Source organism: Bradyrhizobium sp. I71 (assembly GCF_022354745.1).
GTDB classification, from domain to species: Bacteria; Pseudomonadota; Alphaproteobacteria; order Rhizobiales; family Xanthobacteraceae; genus Bradyrhizobium; species Bradyrhizobium liaoningense.
Genome location: NZ_CP059398.1, coordinates 1,472,567 through 1,489,592 on the forward strand (window position 1 = coordinate 1,472,567; position 17,026 = coordinate 1,489,592).

The following is a 17,026-nucleotide window of genomic DNA, read 5'->3' on the forward strand; positions in this document are numbered from 1 at the left end:
ACATGTGTGTTCAGAGGGACTTGCGTGCCCGGCGCCGCCGCGATGTCCGACTTGCGACAACGCCGCCTGCATGCATGTCGATGACGTGACGAACGCCGACGGCTTCGCTCCGGACACTGCGACGATGGCTCGCAGCGCCTCCAAACGAACGCGCTTTCGCGGCGTTTGTCATTCGGCCCGGCTTTTGCTTTGCAAGGTTGCATCCGTATTCCGATACGCCAGAAGAGGAACTCGAATTGTCTCGCACAGACTCCAGCAGATTGGGCGATCGGCGGCCAATCCCAATGATGGCGAACGTGCTCGTCGACTCCGACGGCATCAATTTCGGCGAGCTCGCGCCCGAGATCGACTCGCTTCTCCAGCAGGGCGTGGTGAGCTACCGGCACGACCCTATCGAGGCCGATCGGATCTTCCGCAAGGCCCTGGATGCGGCCCCGACCGAGCTCGCAGTCTATTTTTGCCTCTACAAAACCCACACCTATCGTGGGCGGCTCGACGAGGCCCTGAGCATCGCCGAGCGCGGGCTGCGGGAGGCCGCTCACCAGGCCGGCTGGAGCCCCGATTGGCGTCGCTGGCAGCCGCAGGCCGAGCTGCCGGACGGCGCCGGCCGCTTCGCGCTCTACACGTTGAAGGCGCTCGCCTTCATCCATCTTCGCAAGGACGAACGACAGCAGGCCCACGAACTGCTGGCTGCGCTGCGCCGGCTCGACCCGACGGGAACGGTCGGCTGGTCGGTCGTTGCGGCACTCGCCGAGGGGCTTCAGTGAGGTGGCGATGACGACCACAGAGCTTGCCGACAACGAGACGCTGATCGCGGGCATCATCGCCGCGCTGCGGACGGTTCACGATCCCGAAATCCCCGTGAACATCTATGACCTCGGCCTGATCTACCGGATCGAGCCGAAGCACGACGGCCTGGTCGAGATCGACATGACGCTGACCGCGCCGGGCTGTCCGGTCGCGGGCGAAATGCTGTCCTGGGTGGAGAAGGCTGTCATCGAGATCGGTGGCATCGAGAAAGTCGCGGTGCAGCTGGTGTTCGATCCACCCTGGGACTCATCGCGGATGACCGACGACGTCAAGCTCGAGCTCGGCCTGCTCTAGCGGAACAACCAGAGACCAATCAGGAGGATACAATGATCGAACTGACGGCCAGCGACGGAGCGAGCTTCTCCGCCTATCGTGCCGACCCCACCGAAGCGGCCAAGGGCGCCGTGGTCGTCCTTCAGGACGTCTTCGGTGTCACGCCCGAGATCCAGAAGATTGCCGATGCATTCGCCGCCAAGGGCTACGTAGCGATCGCGCCATCCCTGTTCGACCGGGTGAAGCCGGGCGTCAGCCTCGGTCACGACCAGGACGGCAAGGCCGAGGGAGCCGCGATCAGCGCGCAGATCGCCAAGGAGCAGGCGATCTCGGATATCCAGGCGACGGTCGACGCCGTGAAGGACACCGGCAAGGTGGCGCTCGTTGGCTATTGCTGGGGCGGCGACCTCGCCTATTCCGCGGCGAACAAGGTCAACGGTATCGCCTGCGTGATCGGCTATGATGGCAGCAACACGGTCGCCGACTATCGCGAAAAGCGCAGGGTGCCGACCCTCCTGCACTTCTGCCAAAGCGATCCTGAGCTGCCGCTGGAGGCCATCACCCAATTCCGCGCCTGGCGCCCCGACGTCAGCGCCTTCACCTATCCGGAGGCAGCCCAAGGCTTCGGCTGCGAGGAGCGCGGCAGTTTTCGCGAGGACGCGGCGGCGAAGGCGCTGGAACGGACCATGTTCTGGATCTCGCAATATGTCGAGGGACAGAAGCCGATCCTGTTGAAGAATGCCGGCGCCTACGCCCAGGCCAAGACCGAGAAGAAGAAAAAGAAGAAGGAAAACGACGATCTCGGACCGCCGATGGATTGAAGGAGTCCAGCGCGATGATGCCGACGACGATTCTCATTGACGATGCGCCGCGCTGCGTCGTGCGGCCGACCGATACCAAGGACCTCAATCGTTTCATCCGCAACGGCAAGACCTTCCTGCTGGCCGAGAAACCGGAGGGCAAGATCACACACCGCCTGGCAAATGATATCGAGATCGGCAAGTGGCAGAGCGGCCTTGCCCTGCACAAGGCCTGGGGCGGCGCCGAGGAGGAGTTCTTTGGACTGCCGCTGTCGGAGTGACGCTGCGTCCCCTCAGCCGTGCCCGCCGCGCGCATCATGCGGATTGCCGGCCTGGTTGCGCATCCAGTCGGCGAGCTTGGTGAGCGCGGCATCGAGCTCTGCCCGCGCCGCTTCGTCGGCGACCGTCTCCCCCAGCGCGCCGCGCATGCACAGCAGCCAGGCGTCGCGCTCGGCGCTACCGATCGGGAAACCCATGTGACGCTGACGCAGCCGCGGGTGGCCCTTCTCCGGCGAATAGAGCTTTGGCCCGCCAGTCCATTCGGTGAGGTATCGCTTCAGCACCTGCTTGGTCGACGTCAGGTCGTCCGCATGCATGGCGCGGATGCCGGCGGCTTCGGGGAGCGCGTCCATCCGGCGATAGAAGCTTTCCACCAGGCGGTCGATGACAACCGGCCCGCCGATCCGCTCGAACATTGAAACAGTGACCACCGTATCGCTCATGCCGATGCCTTCTGTTGTACCTACTCGTCCATGCTCGGCGACAGGATAACCTCCGCCGGCGCGCCCGGGCCTTGATCGGCGACAAATTCCAGCGTGGAGACGCGCGACAGTCCGTCGCCGCTGTCTATCAGCACCACGGCGTCCCGCGGGAGATCCTTGAGGCGATCGAGCAATTGCGCGACGGTCACGCCCTGCCCTCCTAATCCGGGTGGATCATGATGTCCATGGTCTCGTCATGGTCGTCGAAGGCGCCGAACGGACGGTCGTCCTCGACCAGCCGCTCGCCGCACAAGCAGACCTCGCCGTCGACCACGGCAAGCGCGATGGGCTGGAGGCTCTTGCCGTTGCAGGGGCCGTCGATGCAGAGCCCGCTGTCGATCTCGAACGTGGCGCCGTGACGACCGCATTCCAGGAACGCGCGGTCCTGCGTGAAGAAGTCACCACTGCCGATGTTGAGCCAGACACCGTCATGCGGACAGGCATTGACGTAGCCGACATATTCGTTGCCGTGGGTCCGGATCACGACGATCGGGAACGGCCGGCTTTCGCCGGACGCGTCGAAACGCGACAGGCTGAACGCCCTGGCGCCGCCGCGTTCGATCTCGTCGCTGGCGCAGATGACGAAGACGTCGATCTCTCTCGCTCCCATCGTCACTCCTCCAACTGGTCAGGCCGCCGGCGTGGCCGCCTGCCTCAGCGCCGTCAGCTCTTCCCGTGTCAGCCGGAACACACCCCGGCCGCCGGCAAGCGTCTGATAGACGTCGCCGGCCTTGTCGCTGAGAAAGTTGAACCAGGCCTGCGGCGTGAGGCCCTCGGGCCGCTCGCTGATCTCGACCACGGTGCCGTTCGGCGCAAAGCGCGTGTGAAGAATGAGCTTCTGCGTATCCATCGTCCTGCTCCCGCGCTCAGATGCCCGACGAGAAGCCGAGCAGCTCGATCTTGACGTCCTCCGTGCCGAGCACGGTGGCCTGGCAGGCGAGGCGCGACTTCGACCCGACGCCGACAATGGTGTCGAGCTTCTCGTTTTCGAGCCGCGCGATCTTCGACAGCCCCTTGCGCCCCTCCTGCACGAAGATGTGGCAGGAACCACATTTCGCCTGCCCCTCGCATTTGTGAGGGATCGCGATTTCGGCGCCGAGCAGCGCTGCCAGAAGTGTCGTTCCCTCGGAAACCTCGATGGTCTTGCCTGCGGGTAGAACGGTCAGTGTGGTCATGGTCGTCATCCTCTTTCGTTGGTGATCGGCTCTTCAGTAGATCGCCGCGCCTGCGCCTACATTGATCGAGGCGTCCTTCATGGTCTCGACGATGAATTCAATCTGGCTATCCGTCAGATGGGTATGGAACGGCAGCGCGAGAGCGCGATCCGCGATCTTCTCGGTCACCAGCAGGTCGCCGCGCCGGTAGCCGAGATCGAAATAGTGCCGCTGCAAATGCAGCGGATGGCTGTAGGCCGCGGCCTCGACCTGCTCGACCCGGAGATCCTCGGCAATGGCATCCCGGCTGGAGCGGGTGAAACGTGTGCCAAGATGCACGAGATAGAGGAACCAGTTCACCTCGGTCACATCGGGACCGACATAGGGCGGCTTGATGCCTTCAAACGATTGCACATGCGTCGCATAGAGCTGCTCGACCAGCCGGCGACGCTCGATGATCTCGTCGATGCGCTTGAGCTGGGCCAGCCCAAGTGCGGCCGCGAGATCGCTAATCCCGGCCTGATGGGCCGCCGTCGAGCTCACGACAACGGAGGATCGCTCGTTCAGCCGATGTGAGCGGTGACGTCGCAACGTCACGGCAAGATCGATGTCGTCGGTGACGATCATGCCACCCTCGCCGCAGGTCAGCAGCGAGGGCTGTGCGAAATCGAACACGGCGACGTCACCGAAGCTGCCGACCAACCTGCCCTTGTAGCGCGAGCCGATCGCTTCGGTAGAATCCTCCAGCAGGAGAGCGCCATGCCGCGCCGCGATTTCTCGCAGGTCCGACCACGGCGCCGGATGGCCGTTGGTGTTGGCTGCGAGAATGGCCCGTGTCGCGGGCGCGATGCGCTCTTCCACCTTCTGCGGCGCCAGCGTCCCCGACCAATAGTCGATGTCGGCGAACACGGGCCGTGCGCCGGCGAGGCTGATCGCATGCGCGGTCTCGCGGAAGGAATAGGACGAGGCGATGACCTCGTCGCCTGCGCCGATGCCGTACGCCTTCAGCGCGAGCATGAGGCCAATGGTGCCGCTCGGCACCGCGATCGCATAGGCACGACCGACATAGCTCGCAAATGCGGCCTCGAACTCTTCCGCGAGCGGACCGCTGGACAGCCGCGGCGAGCGCAGGACGGCGTCCACCGCCGCGATCTCCGCCAGCGTAACGTCGGGGTCGGAGAGCGGAATGAAGTCATGGCCAGCCGCGACCGCGGGCTCGTCCGTCTCCGCAACGCCGTCATAGGCGAGAGCAGGCTCCGTCATGACACGACTGCCCGCTTCGCCAGCACGATGCCGGTCGCGCGTGCCGGATCGTCGGTGATCGCGGCGCAATGATCGGCGCTGTCGAGCAGATGCAGGTCGAACGCCCCAAAGCTGCGGTATGGCGTCTCCGTCACGTCGGAGGCGTCGCAACGGATACAGGCAAGATGGGGAAATCTTTGCCGCAACTCGACATAAGCCTGTGGAGCCGCATCCGAGGATGCCAGCACCTGCTCGATTTCAGCCAGTTCGATTGCTGCCAGCGACATCTTTCCAACTCCCGCTATTGCCAGAACACGCGCTCGGGATCGGCGTTCAGGACCTCCGTCGCCGACAAGAGCCGCTGATGCACGCCGTGCAGCTTCCAGGACCCGGTTTCGTGATCCTTCCGGAACAGCTTCCAACTCGCGCCCGCCGCGTCGTAATGCAGGAGCGCGACGTCGATGACCCCGCCCTCGGCATCGATGTTCCGCGAGCAGCACGGACTCTCCACGAGATACCCGCCGGTCACGCCCTTCACCACCGGCGAGACATAGCGATAGCGCTTGCGCGATCCGAGTGCGCGCTCGATCCGCCTGGCATCGAGCTCGTTGGGATGCGGGGGCAAGTGCATGTCCGGCTGTCTGAGCACCGCGGCGTTCATCGTGACATCCCTAGAGCGGACTGATTTCTTCCTCGAGACAGCCGACCACCAGCCGCTCGCCGAACTCGACGAGGTAGATCGGCAGGTTGGCGTCGGTATGCCTGCCGACCTGGACGATTTCCCCGGTACCGCCGACGCGGACGAGGAGACCTTCGGCCGGCGCATCCGGAAACGAGCCGTCATTGTGCAGGTCCACCGCCGCCTTCACGCGCTGGCCCCATTGATATTTCGGCAATCTGGGTTCGATCATCATGACACGGTCTCCGGCAGTGGAATGTCCTCGACCGCGTCGCGCGGGGTGACGGGGTCGAGCTCCTTGCGCTTCATCCCGACGCGGTTGCCGCTTTCGAGGAATTCGACGCCATAGATGTAGAACTGCTGAAGGAAGGTGCCGATCGAGACCACGTAGCCGATCTCGCCCTTCTTCGCGAGGATGTCGCCGATCTCCTTGCCGGCATAGGTGCCGTCGTTGCGGATGGTGCGCTTGGCGCGCACCTTCTCGCCGAAGCTGAAGAAAGGAGGCGCCGTCAGCTCGACCACGTCGCTGTCGCGGACGATATTGCTCATAGGGAGGCTCCCGTTCCTCGTTCCAGCCGTACCGCGACCCGCGACCGCGCGATTTCGCGCACCAGGCCGTCCTGGTCCTCGACGAGCCCCATGATCTCGCCGGCCGCAGCACGGCTCGCAACCTCGTAGCGGATGCGCCAATCCGGATCGCGGCGCATCAGTGCCAGCGGCTCCGGCGACAGGCGCTGCGCGACGTCGAGCCGCACGGCGGCGTCGCGGTCGTTGATCATGCCGAGCAGCCATTCGTCCGGAATGCGCCGAGCCACGACGCGGCGAACCTCCGCCTCCTCGTCGCCGATCATCCGGCCGAGCAGCAGCGGCGCGAGCCTGCGCGCAACGACGAGACGGACGTAATAGTCATCGTCGGAGGCCATCGGCAGCAGATCATCGCCATCGATCAGCGTTGCGACCCGCATCCGGACCTCGCGGTGCGGGTCCTTGCGCAATTCCAGCGCGTAGCGCCTGGGCAGGCGGCGAACGGCGTTCCAGCGTACCGTCTCGTCGACGTCGCCGAGCAACGGCGGAAGCAGGAACAGATTCGCGGACTTTGCGGCGATCGCGCGAACCTCGAAATGCGGATGGCCGAGATAGGCGTCGGCGAGGCCCGTATTCCAGTTGAAGAAGCGATCGATGCGGCGCGCGTAGCGATCGTTGACACAGGCATGCTTGATCCGACAGCCGCCGGCATGGTTGAGCGCCAGATGGGCGCAGGCCGTGCAATCGATCTGCTGGCCCTGCCAGTCGAGGGCCTCGTCGATGTCGTCACTCATCGTCGTGCCCCATCCGCTCGAGCACGCCCAGCAGCACCTTGGCCCCGATCTTGTCGGTGGGATCGAGCTCCAGCAGCTTCTGGACCGCGAGCCGTCCCTCGTCGGTCTCGCCGAGGCGCATCTGCAGATAGGCGTAGCCCTTCAGCGAGAACAGAAAGAAGCGCGGCAGAATGTTCTCGTAGCGGCCGAACTCGGCATCGCCAGCCCGCACGGAGCGCCAATCGGCGGGAAGATTGTTCTCCTGCGCCGCCTTGAGCAGGCAGCGACGGGCGACAGCGAGCGCCTCGGCGAGACGGCCCTTGTAGAAATAGAATCGATAGAGGCCGATCAGCACAGCGGCGTGGTCGGGCGCGAGCGCCTCGGCTTCACGCAGATGACGTTCCGCGATGTCGTCCAGGTGATAGGAAAGGCCAGCTTCCCACAAATGATGTTCCGCCTCGCTCGGCAGCCCGCGCCCGAGCAAGGCGCCGGTGACGAGCGCCTCGTTGATCTCGACCTGCGGGCTGACAAACGTGTCGGGCATCATTGCCACCTTCAGTGATGTCCGCAGGAGACCTGCTTCGGATCGTGGAACACGAGCCCGGTCTGCGTCGCCGTATCCGCGAAATCGATGGTGACGCCGTCGAGCAGCAGGCGGCTTTCGGCTGGGAGGAACAGCTTGACGCCGTCACGCTCGACCACCGCGTCGCCGGCCTGCGGTTCGGTACGCACGCTGATGTCGGCGGCAAGGCCGGAGCAGCCGCCGGGGCTGACCGCGAGGCGGAAGCCGCTGCCCGCTCCGCCGTCGACGCGGAGCATCATGCGCATGAACTTCTGCGCCGCCGGTGTAATCGTGAAGTTCATCTCCTTCTCCTCCCTCAAGCAGGCGCCTGGTAGCGCGGCAGCGACGTATCGATGACGCAGGTATTGTCGACCGGGCAGACCGCCACACATTGCGGTTCGTCGAAATGACCCAGGCACTCCGTACACTTCTTCGGGTCGATCACGAACGTCCCGCCCTTTTCGCGGATCGCGACATTCGGGCATTCCGGCTCGCAGGCCGAGCAGCTCGTGCACTGCGAGGCGATGATCTTGAACGGCATCGATTCCTCCTCAAGCCGCCGAGATCAGCGCGCCCTGGCGGATGGCGGCATCGCCGCGCTCCACGTGCTCGATCTCGCCGCTGTTGACCTTGTCGAGATAGGCCTTGAACCAGGCGATCGCGGACTTCTCGATATATTCGTGGGCGTACTGATCGACCGGCTCGATGCCGGCCTTGATCAGGTCGCCTTTCGGGCAGCCGCCGATCTTGGCCACGAACACCGCGTGGCAATCGTTGATGGCGCGGATGATGGTCTCGAGGCTGTCCTCCTCGCCATAACCGCCCTGGCAGTAGAGGTCGACGCGGCGATGGCCGACGAATTTCGCGCCCGCCGTCGAGAGTTCGTAGACCTGGAACTCCTTGGCGTGGCCGAAATGCTCGTTGATCAAGCCGGAGCCCTTGGTCGCGACCGCAGCCAGCACCTTGATGTCGCTGGATGCACCGGCGAGCTCTGCAAGCTCCTCCTGCTTGGCCGCGACCTTGGCGACACGCTCCTCCTCGACCTTCTCCTGATACGCCTTGCGGGTCTCGGCGTCGTATTTGACCTCCATCGCCATGATCTTCTCGGTGGTGAACTCGGCGCTGCGGTCCTCGCCGAGCAGACCGACGGCGTCGGCCCGGCACTGGCGGCAATGCCGCATCATGTTCATCTCGCCCTCGCAGGAATCCTGCAGCGCCTTCAACTCCTGCGCGCTCGGGCCGCGCTGGCCGTTCAGGCCGAATACGGTGCCGTGCTCCGGCGCGGAGATCAGCGGCATGATGTTGTGCAGGAAGGCGCCGCGTGACTTCACGGCCTTGTTGACTTCGACCAGGTGCTGGTCGTTGATGCCGGGGATCATCACCGAGTTGACCTTGCAGAGGATGCCGCGCTCGGTGAGCATCTCGAGGCCCTGGAGCTGCCGGTCTGTCAAGATCTTGGCGGCTTCATAGCCGGTGTAGCGCTTGTGCTTGTAGAAGATCCAGGGATAGATCTTCGCGCCGATCTCGGGATCGACCATGTTGATGGTGATGGTGACGTGGTCGACATTGTATTTCGCGATGGTGTCGACATGATCGGGCAGCATCAGGCCGTTGGTCGACAGGCAGAGCTTGATGTCCGGCGCCGTGTTGTAGATCAGCTCGAAGGTCTTGAAGGTCTTTTCCGGATTGGCGAGGGGATCGCCCGGGCCGGCAATGCCGAGCACGGTCATCTGCGGAATGGTGGAGGCGACGGCCAGCACCTTCTTGGCGGCCTGCTCGGGCGTCAGCTTCTCGCTGACGACGCCGGGGCGCGATTCATTGGCGCAATCGTACTTGCGATTGCAGTAGTTGCACTGGATGTTGCAGGCTGGCGCGACCGCGACATGCATTCGCGCGTAGTGATGATGCGCCTCTTCGCTGTAGCATGGATGGTTCTTTACCTTCTCCCAGATCTCGGTCGGCAGATCGCCCTGCCCGGCCTGCGATCCGCAGCTCGCCTTGCCGCTACCGCCGCTGGTGCCGCAGCCCTTGTGCTCGGCGATGGCCTGCATGATCTCACCGACATCGGCACCGTTGCCATTGCTGCTCGCGTCGTGTTGCGCTGAAACGTCCATGTGCTCAGTTCTCCTTGCAGGCCGAACGGATTTTGCGGGACCCGGATTTCGAGAAACGTCCTAAGAGTGGTTCTAGAAAGGTATTAGCAACCCGCATGCCACCGTCGCGCCGACGACTTTCTTGGCTTGCTTCAAGGAGTTAGAGCTCGTGCGAAAGAATGTCGGGTTGCCAACGCATGTTGGAAAGGTGACAGACGCGACATGGTCGACGAGACGCGTCGATGGACGCGCGATCTCCGCGCGAAGACTTCTCGCGCGGAGATCACCAGATCAGCAACTCGAGGGAGGGTCAGCCCGCCAGCACGATCTCGACAGCGCGTGCAAGCGGAATGCCCAGGGGCGTCAGGCCCTGGCTCACCAGGAAACGCAGCTCGTTCTTCGACAGCATGTCCGGCTCGACGACGGCATAGTGGATGTCCGCGGAACGCTTCGAGACCTGTCGCGCATAGGTGCGCAGGAGCTGATCGTTGAAGCGACAGCCGAGGAACAGGAAGCTTCGGCCCGCGCGCCGCGCCTTCACCTCGTCCGGGATCGGCGTCTGGATGTCGATCTCGGTCAAGACCTCGACATAGTCGGCGTCGGAGATCAGAAAGTTCTTCGCCGGCGCGACGCTGCCATGGGGCTTGTAGAGGATCGTGGTCCAGTCCTTGGCCCGGGCGCGGTCGACCTCCTGGCCGGTGGCATCGTAAAACCGATACCAGCGATCCTCGCCGATGCCGGCGCGGGTGATGCCCTGGATCTCGCCCCAGTCGTCCCGACCGGCCAGCGCCGTGCGCATCGCGCCATCGTACCAGCTATCGACGATCAGGGGGAGCGGCAGCGTGGCGAGATACCGATGCAATGATGTCGGCGCGACCGGCGTCGCAAAGGCCTCCGACATCAGGGCCGTCACGGTGGCGCGATGCCGCGTGCTCTCGATGTGCTGCGCCGCGGCCCAGGCGTTGCCCCTGGCCCGCCGCGGCAGCGCAACCTTGCTACCGAGAAATGCCGCGAGACCTTCCGGGTTCATCGGCACGCTTGGCGCGGACAGCTCGGTCACGCCAGTTCCAAGATAGGGAATGACGCTGCCACTGCGAAGCCGCCCGACAACCTCGCGGAAAATCGCCTCGGCATCGGCCGGATTGGCGAACTCGATCTGGGGGACCGGCGCGTTCATCACTCGTCTCCCTCACCGCCACGCTTCTTGGCGTTGATCGTGATCGGCAGGTTGGTATCGGCAGCCATCTGCGGCAGATCGAGCACCCAACCGTTCGCGATCCGGATCCAGCCGCCCCACAGCGTCTCGTGCTCGGCTTCCACGATCGGCTCCTCGAGATCCTTCTTCGGCACGTAGATCGACAGGCCGGTCTCCGGCGAACGGCGAATCATGACTTTCATAGGCTCATCTCCGCAGGACGAGAGGTGTCGCTCGCGCGCCCTTGCCAGGACGGAGACAATGCTCTCAGTTTCGATAGGATGTCCGGCAATGCGTGCAGGACGCGGTCGATCTCGTCGCCGGTGGTTTCGCGCGACAAGGAAAAGCGGATCGCGCCGCGCAACGACGCGGCCGGCACGTTCATCGCACGCAGCACATGCGAGGGCTCCATAGATCCGGAGGCGCAGGCCGATCCCAGCGAGGCGGCAATGCCGGCACGGTTCAGATGATGGATGATGGCTTCGCCCTCGACATGCTCGAAGGCGATGTTCGAGGTATTCGGCAGCCGGCTCTTGACGTCGCCCAGCACCATGCAATGGTCGAGCCGCAGGATCCCCTGCTCCATCCGGTCGCGCAACGCGGCGATCTGCGCCCGCTCCTGCTCGAATGTCACCGCTGCAAGCTCGGCTGCCTTGCCGAGACCGACGATCCCCGGAGTGTTTTCGGTGCCGGCGCGGCGGCGGCGTTCCTGAGGACCACCCAGAAGCAGCGGCTTGAATTTCGTTCCCTTGCGCACATAGAGCGCGCCGATGCCCTTGGGACCGTGCAGCTTGTGGCCGGAGAGCGAGAGCATGTCGATCTCGCTGGTCTTGAGATCGATCGGAAGTCGTCCGACCGCTTGCACCGCATCGGTATGAAACAGCGCACCGGCCGAACGCGCCATCTTGGCGAGGAACTCGACCGGGAAGACCGTGCCGGTCTCGTTGTTGGCCCACATCACGGATGCGATCGCGGTGCGTGGTCCCAGCGCGCGCCGAAAGGCCTCGATGTCCAGGCGGCCACGTGTATCCACGGGGATGAGATGGCTCTTGATGCCGCGGCTGCCCAGCTCTTCGACCAGCGACAGCACGGCGGGATGTTCCACGGCGGTGGTGACGATCTCGTCCCGTCCTTCCTGCGTGGCGAGCGCTGACAGGATCGCCGCATTGTCCGACTCGGTGCCACCCGAGGTGAAGACGATCTCGTGGTCGAAGGCGGCACCGATCAGCGCCTGCACGCTGCGCCGCGCCTCCTTCACCGCCCCGGCAACGTCGCTACCGAAGGCGTGCATTGAAGACGCGTTGCCGAACTGGTCGGAGAAGAACGGCAGCATCGCCGCGACGACTGAGGAATCCGTGCGGGTCGTCGCGTTGTTGTCGAGGTAGATCGGCCGCACGGAACCCCTCTCCTCAATGGCGCGCTTTGGCCGCTCCGGCGACGGGAATCAGGCGAACGAACTCGCCCAGCCGTTCGATCAGCCGGGCCTGAATACCCTCGAGGGTCGCGCTCGCCAGCTTGCAGAACACGCAGGCCCCGGTGAGCCTGACCATGATCTTGTTGCCATCGATCTCGAGCAGCTCGCAATCGCCGCCGTCGCGCTTCAGATTGGGCCGGATCTCGTCGAGCACGGCGCGGACGATGCGTTCACGTTCATTGGGTTCGGCGGCCGGCAACTGCTTGTGGTGTTCGGATTCGACGAGCATTTCACATTCTCCTTCTTGCGGATCGGCGACGAGCGCCGCTCAGCTGAACGACTTGCCGCAAGAGCAGCTCGACTTGGCATTTGGATTGTCGAAGGTGAAGCCGGAGCCCTCCAGCGCCACGACGAAGTCGATCGTGGTGCCGTTGAGATGCTCGTGGCTCTGGTTGTCCACGAACACCTTCACGCCGCCGTGCTCGATCACGGTGTCGTCGGGCTTGGCTTCTTCAGCGAGGCCCATCATGTATTTGAAACCGGCGCAGCCGCCGGTTTCGACCATGATACGCAAGCCGCTCGCCGGCTGCGCCGCCGAGGAGATCGCGGTCTTCACCGCATTCACCGCGCTGTCCGTCAGGTTGATCATCGCTCGCCCTCGCTATCTGGGTCTGTTCCAATGAGGGATCGCAAGTCTCGTGCCAGAGCACATAGGTCTGAAATTGCTGCATTTTCGTTCCACCACCCGGCTGTTGCCTTTGCGACGCTTGTCGGGTTTGCGACAGGGGGCGTTCGCGGCGCTTGGACACGTGGAATGGCAACGCCATACCGGGCGAAGTGCAGCGGTCGCGCCGAGCCGTCCGGATTCCCGCTGCATTCGAACTTTCGGCGGATACGCAGGCAGGCGGCAAACTCCTTGCATAAGGGCGATCGAGAGCTTCGCGCCGGCCATGGGGCCGCGCGGCAGATGAGACAAGGAGACATTCATGACGTCGATCGACAACACCGCCCTTGGCCGCCTGGACAAGGAAGGCCGGCTCCTGAACGCGGTGCTGAAGGGCGACACGACCAAGCCCGGCCGCTTCGGCTTTCGCGGCGACATCGCGCTGAAATTCCAGGCCCAGGTCGCCGACGAGAAGCGTCCGCCGGATTATTCGATCGAGCAGGTGCTGACCGTGGCGCAGGAGGACGAAGAGACCATTCCGGTGCTCGCCGGTTACCTGCATTCCTACGCCTATCTCGCCGACGTCGCCAAGGTGCTGGACGGCGCGTTGAGCCCGAAAGGCAGCTACTTCATGTTCTGCAACAACATCGACCTGCTGGCCAAGTACCGTACCAGGATCGGGGACATCGAATTCCGCATCCTGCCGTGCGACGAATCGACGGTGTGGAAGGAGATGATGGACCTCGCCGGCGTGGACAAGAACGACATCAAGAAGCTCGATACCGCGGGCAAGCTCGACTATCTGCTCGATGCCGCGAGGAAGCTCGACGGCTCCTATACCGAGATCTCCTTCGAGGACGGCGTTGCGAAGATGGAGCCGGTGAAGAACCGCAACGAGAACCGCCCGGTCTGACCCATCGTCGTCAGACCTCTTCCTCGCAGGCCGTCTCGTCGTCCTCCACCAGCGTCACACCGGTCACGCAGATCTCGCCGTCGAGCACGGCGAGCGCGATCGGCGTCAGGCTCTCGCCCTTGCAGGGCCCATCCACGCAAGTGCCGGTTCCGAGTTCGAAGGTCGCACCGTGCTTGCCGCACATCAGCCTGGTGCCGTTCCCATCAAGGAATTGGTGGCGCTCCCAGTCCAGGTTCACCCCATTGTGCGGGCAGCGATTGAGATAGCCGAACACTTGCTTGCCCCAGCGCACGATCACGATCGGCCAGGGCCGCGGCGTCCCGTCTTCGCCGACGATCATGAGATGAAAGCCGATCGCCCGCTGGCTCGGGATGTCGTTGAAGGCGCAGATCGCATAGGCGGTATTTTGGTCCATGCTGTCCTCGTTCGCGGTCGGATCGTTCGACTGGTGCAAGAATCGCGCTAGGCCAGGGGGACGTCAGGTCAGGAATCCGACACGCGACAGCGTTGTCGCTCCCTGATTCCTCATGCGAGCCCAGTTCCAAGCCGATTCTCCCGGTTTTGGCGACGTCGTCGCTCTCGGGACGCCCACGCGAGGTGGCATGGAAATTGATGCTGTTCAGTCAGGCCCCCTTGGCATGGAGAATGACATGAACGTCGCGTCTGAATTCGCCGCCTGCTCGGAAGACGAGATCAAGGCGTTGCTCGATGGCGGCACGCTGACCGTCTATTCGGTCGCGCGCCCGATCACCGCCGATCGGCCGGTGGATCGCAGCGCCGTCCTCGCCACGTTCAAGTTCGCGACCCCGGCTTTCAGCGGCGACGCCGGCGTGAACCTCGCGGCCAATCCGGTGCCGGCAAACAGCGTCGGCACACCGGGCTTTGCGCGAGCATGCAAGGCCGACGGGACCGTCGTGGCGGACTTTTCCGCCGGCCCCGGCCCGCGCGAGATCAAGTTCGTCGAGGTCTCCTGCTCGCAAGGTGCGCCCGTGAAGATCATCGCGTTCAAGTTCATCGCCGAAGGCGGCTGGCCGGAACGCCCGGACTATTATGACGCCCATCCCCGCCCCGGCTTTGCCATGCCGCTGGTGCCGTGATGGCGATCCTGGTCAAGATCACGCAGGACGGCCGCAAGCTCGAGGTCGTCGGACTCGCGATCACGCTCGGCGGCAAGCTCGAAGCGAACGAGCTGATCGAGGTGAAGGATCACCCCTATCGCCGCGCGATCCGTGCCGCCGCGCCGGAGGCGACCCACATGGCTGGCCGCGTGCCCCTGACGCGCGAGGAAGCCGAGATCGTGCTCGCCGCGTTCAGGCAGGCGGAAGCCGACATGCTTGCCAATCCCGTCGCCATCCACGAGCGTTTCCGCATCGCCGCGATGATGAAGTCGCGCGAACAGGGGATAGAGTAAGGCGGATCGCGGCGTCGCTCGCGCGTCAGTTCAACGCGTGCCGGCGCCGGCGATAGCCGCCGGCTTCGCCGACCTCGAACATGGCCCCGATCCCGGGATGGCTGACCGGCTCGCCGGAATCATCGGGCTCGAGGTCGCGTTCCGCGATACAGGCCACGTAGGGGATTTCATCGTCCTCGGCGAACAGCCGGTAGACCAGACCCGTCGTCGCCCCGTCGGGCTCCGGTTCGCCATCCGTGCCGGCGAGCGATGTGTCGACATCGAAGATGACGCCCCGCATTGCGTAGAGACGATGACGGATCACCTGGCCGATATTGTACCTGGCGAACCTCGTCTTGCTCATCGCTGGGTCCGGCACGGCGTTCAAGCCGCCGCGGGGACGTGGGTCTGGCAGTTGGTCGGACAGACTCGCGCGCAGGCGCCGCAGCCGATGCAGGCGCCGTCGTCGTTCATCACCATCACCTTCTTCTCGACCTCGTCGTCGTCGTCATCGAGGTCGATCATCTCGCCGTCCTCGTTGATGCCTTTCAGCGTCATGACCTCGCGGCCGCAGACCTTGTAGCAGCGCCCACAGCCGATGCACTTCTGGGCATCGATCGACACCAGATAGTCCGGCTTCCAGTCGCGGCCGTCGCGGGTTGCGTAGGACATGATCGGAATCCCGCCTCAGGCCTTTTCCAGCGCCTTGAGGTCCTCGCGCTTGCGCTCGAGGTCGGCGAAAGCGTCGTGGGCCTTCTGGGCCACGCTCAGGATCGAGGTCCAGTTGATCGGAAGCTCCTCCGAGAGATCGTGGAGGTCCATCTTGGCCTGCGTCGCCTTGGCCGAGAGCTTCTTGATTTCGGCCTTCAGGGTTTCGAGATCGCTCATGCTCAAGCCTCAGTAATTCGCCACATCGGGAAATTTGCGGATCATCTCGACCGCGCCTGCGACATGCTTGTCACCTTCAGCCGCAAGCTTGGCCAGATTGTCGAAACCGAACCGATGCACGTCGCGCAGCTGCTTGTTAACGACGACGAGCCGGCCGCCGATCAGGACCATGCGGCCGAAGCCTTCATGGTGCATCTTCAGCATCGGCGAGATCATCACGCCGGTCGCTTTCTCGATCGACAACGCGACAGCGTTGAAGAACAGCTCCATACGCCAGATCGTGTCCGGGTCGGGATCGCCGACGATCGGCAGCGCACGGCGCTTCTCCTTGTCGAGGATATAGGGCTCGAGCAGGTCGAGATCCTTCTTCCCCTCCCAAGCGCCATGGGTGTCCTGGGCCCGCCAGATCTTGACGAGCTCCTTGACGAACGGCGCCTCGGCCGCATTGTCGGGTTGGATCAGTTCAGCCGCTTCAGTCATGGCGGTTCCCTTCAGTCCTCGAAATCAAAGCTGCGTTCCTGTCCCTTGGCGAGCACCTTGCGCAGCCACGGCGGCGGCGAGCCCTTCAACACGCCCTCGAGTTTGACGCAGAGATCGTCGATCGCCTCGGGCTGCGTCACCTTCATGGGGTGGATGTTGTTGGCGACGACCCGCGCCGCGCCCGAGCCGCCGATCGCGGCGACGTAGAGGATCGTACAATCCTTGATCGCCTCGATCTTCGGCGCCAGCTTGTCCTCGTTACCGTCCTCCTTGAGGTCGCCGTCGAACTGGATGGCCTCGACAAAATGATGGCCGTCCGGATTGACGTCGTAGATGGCGATATTCTTGGCCCAGCCGAAATGCGCGTCGACGCGCTTCAGGTCCTGGGTGGCAAAGGCGACTTTCATCGA

The 17,026-nt window shown here is 64.1% G+C and carries 33 protein-coding genes; 7 read left to right on the top strand and 26 right to left on the bottom strand.

Features of this window, described 5'->3' with window-relative positions:
- Positions 1–287: 287 nt before the first annotated feature.
- Genes FJV43_RS07290 through FJV43_RS07305 form a run of 4 tightly spaced genes read left to right on the top strand, consistent with a single transcriptional unit; the run spans position 288 to position 2,164 of the window.
- A complete protein-coding gene (locus FJV43_RS07290; RefSeq protein ID WP_239629346.1) occupies positions 288–767 on the top strand; it encodes a hypothetical protein in 480 nt (159 codons plus the stop codon).
- A gap of 7 nt (positions 768–774) precedes the next feature.
- Complete coding sequence (locus FJV43_RS07295) at positions 775–1,104, top strand: iron-sulfur cluster assembly protein (protein ID WP_239625757.1); 330 nt, start codon at positions 775–777, stop codon at positions 1,102–1,104.
- Between the two features lie 32 nt (positions 1,105–1,136).
- Positions 1,137–1,904: a dienelactone hydrolase family protein gene (locus FJV43_RS07300; protein ID WP_239625759.1), complete on the top strand. Its 768-nt coding sequence runs from the start codon at positions 1,137–1,139 to the stop codon at positions 1,902–1,904.
- A gap of 14 nt (positions 1,905–1,918) precedes the next feature.
- On the top strand, positions 1,919–2,164 hold the full coding sequence (locus FJV43_RS07305) for a hypothetical protein (protein ID WP_239625761.1): 246 nt from the start codon (positions 1,919–1,921) through the stop codon (positions 2,162–2,164).
- Between the two features lie 12 nt (positions 2,165–2,176).
- Here FJV43_RS07305 and FJV43_RS07310 read toward each other — a convergent pair whose 3' ends face one another.
- From FJV43_RS07310 to FJV43_RS07405, 20 genes are all read right to left on the bottom strand, one after another.
- The gene (locus FJV43_RS07310) at positions 2,177–2,605 is read right to left on the bottom strand and encodes a group II truncated hemoglobin (RefSeq protein ID WP_239625763.1); all 429 of its coding nucleotides are present in this window, start codon (positions 2,603–2,605) and stop codon (positions 2,177–2,179) included.
- A gap of 20 nt (positions 2,606–2,625) precedes the next feature.
- Entirely contained in the window at positions 2,626–2,793 is a 168-nt protein-coding gene (locus FJV43_RS07315; protein ID WP_239625765.1) for a hypothetical protein, read from the bottom strand.
- An 11-nt stretch (positions 2,794–2,804) separates the two neighbouring features.
- Positions 2,805–3,254, bottom strand: coding sequence for a Rieske 2Fe-2S domain-containing protein (locus FJV43_RS07320; protein WP_239625767.1), 450 nt, complete (start codon positions 3,252–3,254; stop codon positions 2,805–2,807).
- An 18-nt stretch (positions 3,255–3,272) separates the two neighbouring features.
- Positions 3,273–3,494, bottom strand: a complete 222-nt coding sequence (locus FJV43_RS07325; protein WP_061026935.1) for a hypothetical protein — start codon at positions 3,492–3,494, stop codon at positions 3,273–3,275.
- A gap of 16 nt (positions 3,495–3,510) precedes the next feature.
- The gene (locus FJV43_RS07330; RefSeq protein ID WP_061026965.1) at positions 3,511–3,819 is read right to left on the bottom strand and encodes a 2Fe-2S iron-sulfur cluster-binding protein; all 309 of its coding nucleotides are present in this window, start codon (positions 3,817–3,819) and stop codon (positions 3,511–3,513) included.
- Between the two features lie 33 nt (positions 3,820–3,852).
- A complete protein-coding gene (locus tag FJV43_RS07335; protein WP_239625769.1) occupies positions 3,853–5,061 on the bottom strand; it encodes a DegT/DnrJ/EryC1/StrS family aminotransferase in 1,209 nt (402 codons plus the stop codon).
- Complete coding sequence (locus FJV43_RS07340) at positions 5,058–5,327, bottom strand: hypothetical protein (protein WP_131870842.1); 270 nt, start codon at positions 5,325–5,327, stop codon at positions 5,058–5,060. The genes FJV43_RS07335 and FJV43_RS07340 overlap by 4 nt, the downstream gene beginning before the upstream one ends.
- Before the next feature lie 14 nt (positions 5,328–5,341).
- Positions 5,342–5,701 (bottom strand): hypothetical protein, encoded by a 360-nt coding sequence (locus FJV43_RS07345; protein ID WP_239625770.1) that lies wholly within the window; start codon positions 5,699–5,701, stop codon positions 5,342–5,344.
- Between the two features lie 10 nt (positions 5,702–5,711).
- Entirely contained in the window at positions 5,712–5,951 is a 240-nt protein-coding gene (locus tag FJV43_RS07350; protein WP_061026964.1) for a nitrogen fixation protein NifZ, read from the bottom strand.
- Entirely contained in the window at positions 5,951–6,268 is a 318-nt protein-coding gene (locus tag FJV43_RS07355) for a nitrogen fixation protein NifZ (RefSeq protein WP_131870840.1), read from the bottom strand. Before FJV43_RS07355 ends, FJV43_RS07350 begins: the two co-directional genes overlap by 1 nt.
- The gene (locus tag FJV43_RS07360; RefSeq protein ID WP_239625772.1) at positions 6,265–7,038 is read right to left on the bottom strand and encodes a 4Fe4S-binding leucine-rich repeat protein; all 774 of its coding nucleotides are present in this window, start codon (positions 7,036–7,038) and stop codon (positions 6,265–6,267) included. Before FJV43_RS07360 ends, FJV43_RS07355 begins: the two co-directional genes overlap by 4 nt.
- A complete protein-coding gene (locus FJV43_RS07365; protein ID WP_239629348.1) occupies positions 7,031–7,561 on the bottom strand; it encodes a hypothetical protein in 531 nt (176 codons plus the stop codon). Before FJV43_RS07365 ends, FJV43_RS07360 begins: the two co-directional genes overlap by 8 nt.
- 11 nt (positions 7,562–7,572) lie before the next feature.
- A complete protein-coding gene (locus FJV43_RS07370; RefSeq protein WP_061026928.1) occupies positions 7,573–7,881 on the bottom strand; it encodes an iron-sulfur cluster assembly accessory protein in 309 nt (102 codons plus the stop codon).
- 14 nt (positions 7,882–7,895) lie between these two features.
- Positions 7,896–8,120, bottom strand: a complete 225-nt coding sequence (locus FJV43_RS07375) for a 4Fe-4S binding protein (protein ID WP_025037807.1) — start codon at positions 8,118–8,120, stop codon at positions 7,896–7,898.
- A gap of 10 nt (positions 8,121–8,130) precedes the next feature.
- Positions 8,131–9,693: a nitrogenase cofactor biosynthesis protein NifB gene (gene nifB, locus FJV43_RS07380; RefSeq protein WP_239625774.1), complete on the bottom strand. Its 1,563-nt coding sequence runs from the start codon at positions 9,691–9,693 to the stop codon at positions 8,131–8,133.
- A gap of 289 nt (positions 9,694–9,982) precedes the next feature.
- Positions 9,983–10,849: an SIR2 family protein gene (locus tag FJV43_RS07385; RefSeq protein ID WP_239625776.1), complete on the bottom strand. Its 867-nt coding sequence runs from the start codon at positions 10,847–10,849 to the stop codon at positions 9,983–9,985.
- Complete coding sequence (gene nifT / locus FJV43_RS07390; protein WP_061026926.1) at positions 10,849–11,070, bottom strand: putative nitrogen fixation protein NifT; 222 nt, start codon at positions 11,068–11,070, stop codon at positions 10,849–10,851. Before nifT ends, FJV43_RS07385 begins: the two co-directional genes overlap by 1 nt.
- Positions 11,067–12,263: a cysteine desulfurase NifS gene (gene nifS / locus FJV43_RS07395; RefSeq protein WP_239625778.1), complete on the bottom strand. Its 1,197-nt coding sequence runs from the start codon at positions 12,261–12,263 to the stop codon at positions 11,067–11,069. The genes nifT and nifS overlap by 4 nt, the downstream gene beginning before the upstream one ends.
- A 13-nt stretch (positions 12,264–12,276) precedes the next feature.
- Positions 12,277–12,570 (bottom strand): NifU family protein, encoded by a 294-nt coding sequence (locus FJV43_RS07400; RefSeq protein WP_239625779.1) that lies wholly within the window; start codon positions 12,568–12,570, stop codon positions 12,277–12,279.
- Between the two features lie 39 nt (positions 12,571–12,609).
- Positions 12,610–12,930 (bottom strand): iron-sulfur cluster assembly accessory protein, encoded by a 321-nt coding sequence (locus FJV43_RS07405; protein ID WP_239625781.1) that lies wholly within the window; start codon positions 12,928–12,930, stop codon positions 12,610–12,612.
- Between the two features lie 337 nt (positions 12,931–13,267).
- On the opposite strand from FJV43_RS07405, the gene FJV43_RS07410 reads away from it, so the two are divergent.
- Positions 13,268–13,858 (top strand): hypothetical protein, encoded by a 591-nt coding sequence (locus tag FJV43_RS07410; protein ID WP_239625783.1) that lies wholly within the window; start codon positions 13,268–13,270, stop codon positions 13,856–13,858.
- Between the two features lie 10 nt (positions 13,859–13,868).
- Here the strand turns inward: FJV43_RS07410 and FJV43_RS07415 are convergent, their stop codons facing one another.
- Positions 13,869–14,273, bottom strand: a complete 405-nt coding sequence (locus tag FJV43_RS07415; protein WP_239625785.1) for a Rieske 2Fe-2S domain-containing protein — start codon at positions 14,271–14,273, stop codon at positions 13,869–13,871.
- A gap of 235 nt (positions 14,274–14,508) precedes the next feature.
- Between FJV43_RS07415 and FJV43_RS07420 the strand changes: the two genes are divergently transcribed.
- Together FJV43_RS07420 and FJV43_RS07425 are read left to right on the top strand one after the other, a co-directional pair.
- Positions 14,509–14,955 carry a hypothetical protein gene (locus FJV43_RS07420; protein WP_239625787.1) on the top strand — a complete coding sequence of 149 codons (447 nt, stop codon included), beginning with the start codon at positions 14,509–14,511 and terminating at the stop codon, positions 14,953–14,955.
- Complete coding sequence (locus tag FJV43_RS07425; RefSeq protein ID WP_239625788.1) at positions 14,952–15,269, top strand: hypothetical protein; 318 nt, start codon at positions 14,952–14,954, stop codon at positions 15,267–15,269. Before FJV43_RS07420 ends, FJV43_RS07425 begins: the two co-directional genes overlap by 4 nt.
- 25 nt (positions 15,270–15,294) lie before the next feature.
- On the opposite strand, the gene hspQ is transcribed toward FJV43_RS07425, so the two are convergent.
- Genes hspQ through nifX form a run of 5 tightly spaced genes read right to left on the bottom strand, consistent with a single transcriptional unit; the run spans position 15,295 to position 17,023 of the window.
- On the bottom strand, positions 15,295–15,612 hold the full coding sequence (gene hspQ / locus FJV43_RS07430) for a heat shock protein HspQ (RefSeq protein ID WP_239625790.1): 318 nt from the start codon (positions 15,610–15,612) through the stop codon (positions 15,295–15,297).
- Between the two features lie 20 nt (positions 15,613–15,632).
- Positions 15,633–15,920, bottom strand: coding sequence for a ferredoxin III, nif-specific (gene fdxB / locus FJV43_RS07435; protein WP_239625792.1), 288 nt, complete (start codon positions 15,918–15,920; stop codon positions 15,633–15,635).
- Positions 15,921–15,935: 15 nt separating this feature from the next.
- Positions 15,936–16,136 carry a CCE_0567 family metalloprotein gene (locus FJV43_RS07440; RefSeq protein ID WP_239625794.1) on the bottom strand — a complete coding sequence of 67 codons (201 nt, stop codon included), beginning with the start codon at positions 16,134–16,136 and terminating at the stop codon, positions 15,936–15,938.
- Between the two features lie 9 nt (positions 16,137–16,145).
- Entirely contained in the window at positions 16,146–16,616 is a 471-nt protein-coding gene (locus FJV43_RS07445) for a NifX-associated nitrogen fixation protein (RefSeq protein WP_239625796.1), read from the bottom strand.
- Between the two features lie 11 nt (positions 16,617–16,627).
- Positions 16,628–17,023 (bottom strand): nitrogen fixation protein NifX, encoded by a 396-nt coding sequence (nifX, locus tag FJV43_RS07450; RefSeq protein WP_239625797.1) that lies wholly within the window; start codon positions 17,021–17,023, stop codon positions 16,628–16,630.
- Between the last annotated feature and the right edge of the window lie 3 nt (positions 17,024–17,026).

Coding starts and splice junctions, on each gene's coding strand:
- FJV43_RS07290 (WP_239629346.1), top strand. CDS start 288: ATGGCGAACGTGCTCGTCGACTCCGACGGCATCAATTTCGGCGAGCTC.
- FJV43_RS07295 (WP_239625757.1), top strand. CDS start 775: ATGACGACCACAGAGCTTGCCGACAACGAGACGCTGATCGCGGGCATC.
- FJV43_RS07300 (WP_239625759.1), top strand. CDS start 1,137: ATGATCGAACTGACGGCCAGCGACGGAGCGAGCTTCTCCGCCTATCGT.
- FJV43_RS07305 (WP_239625761.1), top strand. CDS start 1,919: ATGATGCCGACGACGATTCTCATTGACGATGCGCCGCGCTGCGTCGTG.
- FJV43_RS07310 (WP_239625763.1), bottom strand. CDS start 2,605: ATGAGCGATACGGTGGTCACTGTTTCAATGTTCGAGCGGATCGGCGGG.
- FJV43_RS07320 (WP_239625767.1), bottom strand. CDS start 3,254: ATGGGAGCGAGAGAGATCGACGTCTTCGTCATCTGCGCCAGCGACGAG.
- FJV43_RS07325 (WP_061026935.1), bottom strand. CDS start 3,494: ATGGATACGCAGAAGCTCATTCTTCACACGCGCTTTGCGCCGAACGGC.
- FJV43_RS07330 (WP_061026965.1), bottom strand. CDS start 3,819: ATGACCACACTGACCGTTCTACCCGCAGGCAAGACCATCGAGGTTTCC.
- FJV43_RS07335 (WP_239625769.1), bottom strand. CDS start 5,061: ATGACGGAGCCTGCTCTCGCCTATGACGGCGTTGCGGAGACGGACGAG.
- FJV43_RS07340 (WP_131870842.1), bottom strand. CDS start 5,327: ATGTCGCTGGCAGCAATCGAACTGGCTGAAATCGAGCAGGTGCTGGCA.
- FJV43_RS07345 (WP_239625770.1), bottom strand. CDS start 5,701: ATGAACGCCGCGGTGCTCAGACAGCCGGACATGCACTTGCCCCCGCAT.
- FJV43_RS07350 (WP_061026964.1), bottom strand. CDS start 5,951: ATGATCGAACCCAGATTGCCGAAATATCAATGGGGCCAGCGCGTGAAG.
- FJV43_RS07355 (WP_131870840.1), bottom strand. CDS start 6,268: ATGAGCAATATCGTCCGCGACAGCGACGTGGTCGAGCTGACGGCGCCT.
- FJV43_RS07360 (WP_239625772.1), bottom strand. CDS start 7,038: ATGAGTGACGACATCGACGAGGCCCTCGACTGGCAGGGCCAGCAGATC.
- FJV43_RS07365 (WP_239629348.1), bottom strand. CDS start 7,561: ATGCCCGACACGTTTGTCAGCCCGCAGGTCGAGATCAACGAGGCGCTC.
- FJV43_RS07370 (WP_061026928.1), bottom strand. CDS start 7,881: ATGAACTTCACGATTACACCGGCGGCGCAGAAGTTCATGCGCATGATG.
- FJV43_RS07375 (WP_025037807.1), bottom strand. CDS start 8,120: ATGCCGTTCAAGATCATCGCCTCGCAGTGCACGAGCTGCTCGGCCTGC.
- nifB (WP_239625774.1), bottom strand. CDS start 9,693: ATGGACGTTTCAGCGCAACACGACGCGAGCAGCAATGGCAACGGTGCC.
- FJV43_RS07385 (WP_239625776.1), bottom strand. CDS start 10,849: ATGAACGCGCCGGTCCCCCAGATCGAGTTCGCCAATCCGGCCGATGCC.
- nifT (WP_061026926.1), bottom strand. CDS start 11,070: ATGAAAGTCATGATTCGCCGTTCGCCGGAGACCGGCCTGTCGATCTAC.
- FJV43_RS07400 (WP_239625779.1), bottom strand. CDS start 12,570: ATGCTCGTCGAATCCGAACACCACAAGCAGTTGCCGGCCGCCGAACCC.
- FJV43_RS07405 (WP_239625781.1), bottom strand. CDS start 12,930: ATGATCAACCTGACGGACAGCGCGGTGAATGCGGTGAAGACCGCGATC.
- FJV43_RS07410 (WP_239625783.1), top strand. CDS start 13,268: ATGACGTCGATCGACAACACCGCCCTTGGCCGCCTGGACAAGGAAGGC.
- FJV43_RS07415 (WP_239625785.1), bottom strand. CDS start 14,273: ATGGACCAAAATACCGCCTATGCGATCTGCGCCTTCAACGACATCCCG.
- FJV43_RS07420 (WP_239625787.1), top strand. CDS start 14,509: ATGAACGTCGCGTCTGAATTCGCCGCCTGCTCGGAAGACGAGATCAAG.
- hspQ (WP_239625790.1), bottom strand. CDS start 15,612: ATGAGCAAGACGAGGTTCGCCAGGTACAATATCGGCCAGGTGATCCGT.
- fdxB (WP_239625792.1), bottom strand. CDS start 15,920: ATGTCCTACGCAACCCGCGACGGCCGCGACTGGAAGCCGGACTATCTG.
- FJV43_RS07440 (WP_239625794.1), bottom strand. CDS start 16,136: ATGAGCGATCTCGAAACCCTGAAGGCCGAAATCAAGAAGCTCTCGGCC.
- FJV43_RS07445 (WP_239625796.1), bottom strand. CDS start 16,616: ATGACTGAAGCGGCTGAACTGATCCAACCCGACAATGCGGCCGAGGCG.
- nifX (WP_239625797.1), bottom strand. CDS start 17,023: ATGAAAGTCGCCTTTGCCACCCAGGACCTGAAGCGCGTCGACGCGCAT.